Raw genomic sequence first — 5,429 nt, forward strand, 5'->3', positions numbered from 1 at the left:
GCCTTCTCCATCCTGTTGCAGACCATCCGCGAAGCGGCGAGGCAAAGCAGTTGATGCGGCTCAGACTGGCGATCAGATCTCCCGCGAAGGCGTGAAGCGAACGCTTGCGGACCGCATGTGCCCGGGCGCCAGTACGATACAGCCGGCCTCGATGCCCGTGTCAGCCCTGCGGTTGAAGGCATCGGTGATGTTGCTGACCGGTTCGGCGCAAAAGAACGGCTCGCCGGGCGGCGTGTAGAGGACAAGGAAATCGAGTGGCGCCTCGGCCTCGATGTCCAGTTGCCGTCCATGCTCCGGCCAGGAGATCCGGGCGCGGCGCGACCATCCGGTGAAGACCGTGTCGAAGTCCGTCTCCGACACGTCGAAGCCCGTGGTCGGGTTGGAGCCTGCAGGCGGCAGGACGTGCCGGGTGGGCAGGATTTCCGCGTCGGTCTCCCACATGCCGGACACCCGCGCCTGGACATGCGTCCACGGTGTCGATGGGAAATAGGGATGCAGGCCGAGCCCGGCCGGCATCGGCGCGTCCGACAGGTTGCGCAGCGAGATGGCGGTGATCAGGCTGCCATCGACCAGCGAGATCTCTTGCCTTGCCTCATAGCTCCACGGCCAGGAATCGGCGGCATGGCGATAGGATAGGACGGTGGCGCTGGCTTCGTGCCGCACGACGGTCCATGGCCGACGCCAGCCATGGCCATGCTCATGATGTGGATCGTCCGGGCTGGTCGGCAGTTCGACGGTGCGGCCTGCGAATGCGAAGCGGCCGTGCCTTATGCGATTGGAATAGGGAACCAGCGGGAAGCAGGCCATGGCGCCGGCATCGCGGCCGTCGATCGCCGCCTGATCCGCAGGGCGCAGCCAATCCACGACGGATCCGTTTTGCCGCCAGCGATACGACGCCAGCGCGCCGCCGGCGGCCGGCGCGATCTCCACGGTCGCAATGCCGTCGCTGATCGAGATCAGCCCTTGGTGCTGCTCGGCAACGGCAGCGGAATTCTTTGTCATCGGCACTCCCCCATCCCTTGACTCCAATCGCAATGCCGATAAGACATATCATATGAATAGTATGAAGAATAACAAATCTTTCAGTATGGCGCGTACGTCGAGAGTCGCGGTGGCGGTTTCCAGCGGCTCCACCGCTCTGCATGCGACCGTCGTCGAGCAAATCGGATTGCGCATCGTTCAAGGCGATTTCCTACCCGGCGAGGCACTGCCCAATGCCGACGATTCAAGCGAGATGCTGGGGGTCAGCCGCACGGTGCTGCGCGAGGCGATCAAGGTGTTGGCGGGCAAGGGGCTGGTCGAATCGCGGCCGAAGACCGGCACAAGGGTGCGTCCTCGTGCCGACTGGAATTTCCTCGACCCGGACGTCCTGTCATGGCGCTATGCCAGCGGTGTCAGCGCCGACGATGTCCGGGCGCTGTTCGAATTGCGCAGGGCCATCGAGCCGATGTCGGCAGCGCTTGCGGCCCAGCGCGCCACGCCAGCGCAGATCGCCGAGATCAATGCAGCTCTGGTCGAAATGGAGGCGGTGGTCGACGACGGCGACCGCTTCGCCAAGCCTGACCTTTTGTTCCACCAGACCATACTGCGCATGACCGGCAATGAGCTGATCGGCTCGCTGGCGGCACTGGTCGAAACCGCATTGGTGACGAGCTTTCGTCTTTCCAACGACAATCCGGAAGGGCAGCGCCCCTCATTGCCGCTGCACCGGGAAGTCGCCGAAAAGATCGCCGCCGGCGACGCGACCGGCGCACAAAAGGCGCTGCTGGTCCTCATCGACAATGCTGAGGAGGACGTGCGCCGCAGTGTCGAGAACCGCAACAAGCGCCGCCAGAATCGGGAGCTGGCATCGTGAGCGAGAACAAACGCAAGCTACGGTCCGAGGCCTGGTTCGGCGGTGAGGGCAAGAACGCCTTCATGCACCGCAGCTGGATGAAGAACCAGGGCATTCCCGCCGACGCTTTCGACGGCCGCCCGGTGATCGGCATCTGCAACCCCTGGTCGGAATTGACCCCGTGCAATGCCCACCTGCGGGCGCTGGCCGATCACGTCAAGCGCGGCGTCTATGAAGCCGGCGGCCTGCCGCTCGAATTTCCGGTGATGTCGCTGGGCGAGAGCAACATGCGCCCCACCGCCATGCTGTTTCGCAACCTGGTCAGCATGGATGTCGAGGAGTCCATCCGCGGCAATCCGATCGATGGCGTCATCCTGCTGGTCGGTTGCGACAAGACCACACCGGCGCTGCTGATGGGCGCCGCATCGTGCAACCTGCCGACCATCGCCGTTTCCGGCGGGCCGATGCTCAACGGCAAGTTCCGCGGACACGATATCGGCTCGGGCACCCATGTCTGGAAATTCGCCGAGGAGGTTAAAGCCGGCCGCATGCCGGTTGCCGACTTTCTCGCCGCCGAGCAGGGCCAAAGCCGATCGGCGGGCAGCTGCATGACGATGGGCACAGCCTCGACCATGGCCAGCATGGTCGAAGCGCTCGGCATCGGCATGCCGGACAACGCCGCGATCCCGGCGGTGGATTCGCGCCGTGGCGTGCTCGCCCAGATGGCCGGACGCCAGATCGTCGATCTGGTGCGCAGGGACGTGACGATCGCGGAGATCCTCACCAGGCAAGCGTTCGAGAACGCCATTCGCGTCAACGGCGCGATCGGTGGCTCGACCAATGCGGTGCTGCATCTGATCGCCATCGCCAACCGGATCGGTGTCGATCTCAGCCTCGAAGACTGGGACCGCCTAGGTCGTGACGTTCCAACCATTGTCGATTTGATGCCGTCGGGCCGGTTCCTGATGGAAGATTTCTACTACGCCGGGGGGCTAGCTGCGGTCATGGCGTCGCTTGATGAAGTGGGGCTTCTTCATCGCGACGCCATGACCGTCAGCGCCAAGACCATCGGTGAATTGATCGACGGCGCGCCCAACTACAACAGCGAAGTGATCCGCCCAATGAGCGAGCCGCTGACCAAGGAAGGGGGCATCTCCATCCTGCGCGGCAATCTGGCGCCTGACGGCGCGGTCATCAAGCCGTCCGCGGCAACGCCCGAGCTGATGCAGCATCGCGGCAAGGCGGTGGTGTTCGAAAACATCGAGCATTACTACGCCCGCATCGACGATCCGGAGTTGGACATCGACGCCACCTCGGTGATGGTGCTGAAGAACTGCGGGCCGCGCGGTTATCCCGGAATGGCCGAGGTCGGCAACATGCCGCTGCCGGCCAAACTGCTCAAGCTAGGCATCTCCGACATGGTGCGCATTTCGGACGCGCGCATGAGCGGCACCGCCTACGGCACCGTGGTTCTGCATGTGGCGCCGGAAGCAGCCGCAGGCGGCGCGCTGGCGCTGGTGCGCGACGGCGACCTCATCGAGCTCGACGTCGCCGGCCGCCGGTTGGAACTTTTGGTGTCGGAAGAGGAGCTCGCCATCCGCCGGCGTGACTGGAAGCCGCCGGCGTCGCCGGAGGGCGGCTACCAGAGCCTTTATGTCGAGCGCGTGCTGCAGGCCGACAAGGGCTGCGATTTCGACTTTCTCGTCGGCCGGCGCGATGCCGGCATTCCTCGGCATTCGCACTAGAGAGGCGCGCGATGACGGATGAAATCGGCTACGCGATCTATCCAAGCCTCAAGGGCCGCAGCGTCTTCATAACAGGCGGCGGCAGCGGCATCGGCGAAAGCCTGGTGCGCCATTTCTGCGCCCAGGGCAGCCGCGTCGCCTTCGTCGACATGGCCGAAGAACCATCCCAACGTCTGGTCGACGCGATTGCGGCCGACGGACATGCCGCGCCGCTGTTCATTCCATGCGACCTGCGCAACGTCGAAGAGTTGCAGGCGGCAACCGTGCAGGCAATGCAGCACAATGGCCCCATCCAGGCGCTGTGCAACAATGCCGGCAATGACGACCGCCACCAGACCAAGGATGTGACGGTTGCCTATTGGGACGACCGCATGGCGGTCAATCTGCGCCACCAGTTTTTCGCGGCGCAGGCAGTGCGTCCGCAGATGAGCGCGCAGGGCGGCGGCTCGATCATCAACTTCGGCTCCATCACCTGGATGGTCGGCGATCCGGATTGCCCAGCCTATGTCACCGCGAAAGCGGCTGTTTACGGCATGACGCGGGCGCTGGCCCGCGAGCTTGGCCCTGAGCGCATCCGCGTCAACTGCATGGTGCCGGGCTGGGTGATGACCGAGCGCCAGATTCGCCTGTGGCTGGACCCGGCCGGCGAACGCCAGATCGCGGAAAGGCAGTGCCTGCCCGACCGGCTGCAACCCTCCGATATCGCGCGCATGGCGCTGTTCCTCGCCGCCGACGACAGCCGCATGTGCACAAGCCAGCAGTTCATCGTCGATGCGGGCTGGGTGTGACCCGTACGGCTTCAAAGGAAGAAGGTTAGTTCATGCGTCTTGTTCAGTTCAGAATGGCCGACGGCAGCAGAGGGGTTGGCCGTGTCTGCGATGACGGCAATCATCTGCACCCTCTCGAGAAGACCAGCAGCGTGCTGGAGCTGGCCGAAGCGGCAATTGCCCAGGGCACGTCGATCGCAGCGCTGGTCGAGAAGCGGACCGGCACAGCGAAAATCGACTACGACCAACTGTTGCGCGATGGGCAGGTGCTCGCTCCGGTCGACCATCCCGAACCGGCGCGCTTCCTGGTCACCGGCACCGGCCTCACCCACACCGGAAGTGCCGCCGCGCGCAACCAGATGCATGTTCTGACCCATGGCGAAGGTGCCGACGAATCCGATTCCTTGAAAATCTTCCGCATGGGACTGGAGGGCGGCAAGCCTGGCGCCGGCAAGATCGGGATTCAGCCAGAGTGGTTCTTCAAGGGCGTCGGCACCTGCGTTGTCCCGCCCGGCGCGCCGCTGCCGATGCCGGCATTCGCGAAAGCCGGTGCAGAGGAAGCCGAGATCGTCGGGCTTTATGTCAATGGACCCGATGGCCATCCCTATCGCATCGGCTATGCGCTCGGAAACGAATATTCCGACCACGTGACGGAGGGCGAGAACTACCTTTATCTCGCCCATTCCAAGCTGCGCTCCTGCTCGATCGGTCCGGAACTGCTGATCGGTGACCTGCCCGAAGAAGTGCGCGGCCATTCGCGCATCCTGCGCGACGGCACTGTTATCTGGGAGCAGGAGTTCCTGTCGGGTGAAGCGCACATGTCGCACTCGATCGCCAATCTCGAACACTTCCATTTCCGCTACCCGATGCACCGCAGGGCGGGCGACCTGCACGCCTATTTCTTCGGCGCGGCGGTGATGAGCTACGCCTCCGGCGTCAAGACGGCTTCCGGCGACGAGTATGAAATCCAGGCACAGACGTTCGGCAAGCCACTGCGCAACCGGATGGTGTCGGTGCCGGACGAGGGACTGGTCGCTGTTACCCAGCTGTGACGGCGCAGGCCCGAAAATTACGGTCCACCAG

The 5,429-nt window shown here is 64.2% G+C and carries 5 protein-coding genes; 4 read left to right on the top strand and 1 reads right to left on the bottom strand.

Going from position 1 to position 5,429, the window contains the following annotated elements; genetic code table 11:
* Positions 1 to 72: 72 nt before the first annotated feature.
* Positions 73 to 1,002, bottom strand: a complete 930-nt coding sequence (locus tag EN991_RS21810) for an aldose 1-epimerase (protein WP_064995067.1) — start codon at positions 1,000 to 1,002, stop codon at positions 73 to 75.
* Positions 1,003 to 1,111: 109 nt separating this feature from the next.
* On the opposite strand from EN991_RS21810, the gene EN991_RS21815 reads away from it, so the two are divergent.
* Genes EN991_RS21815 through araD1 form a run of 4 tightly spaced genes read left to right on the top strand, consistent with a single transcriptional unit; the run spans position 1,112 to position 5,398 of the window.
* Positions 1,112 to 1,855, top strand: coding sequence for a FadR/GntR family transcriptional regulator (locus EN991_RS21815; protein WP_013532967.1), 744 nt, complete (start codon positions 1,112 to 1,114; stop codon positions 1,853 to 1,855).
* Positions 1,852 to 3,579, top strand: coding sequence for an IlvD/Edd family dehydratase (locus tag EN991_RS21820; RefSeq protein WP_127369525.1), 1,728 nt, complete (start codon positions 1,852 to 1,854; stop codon positions 3,577 to 3,579). The genes EN991_RS21815 and EN991_RS21820 overlap by 4 nt, the downstream gene beginning before the upstream one ends.
* A gap of 11 nt (positions 3,580 to 3,590) precedes the next feature.
* Positions 3,591 to 4,367, top strand: a complete 777-nt coding sequence (locus EN991_RS21825) for an SDR family oxidoreductase (RefSeq protein ID WP_127369526.1) — start codon at positions 3,591 to 3,593, stop codon at positions 4,365 to 4,367.
* Positions 4,368 to 4,399: 32 nt separating this feature from the next.
* Positions 4,400 to 5,398 (top strand): AraD1 family protein, encoded by a 999-nt coding sequence (araD1, locus tag EN991_RS21830; protein WP_127369527.1) that lies wholly within the window; start codon positions 4,400 to 4,402, stop codon positions 5,396 to 5,398.
* Positions 5,399 to 5,429 lie beyond the last annotated feature (31 nt).

This window comes from Mesorhizobium sp. M7A.F.Ca.US.005.03.2.1 (assembly GCF_003997795.1).
GTDB lineage: Bacteria > Pseudomonadota > Alphaproteobacteria > Rhizobiales > Rhizobiaceae > Mesorhizobium > Mesorhizobium ciceri.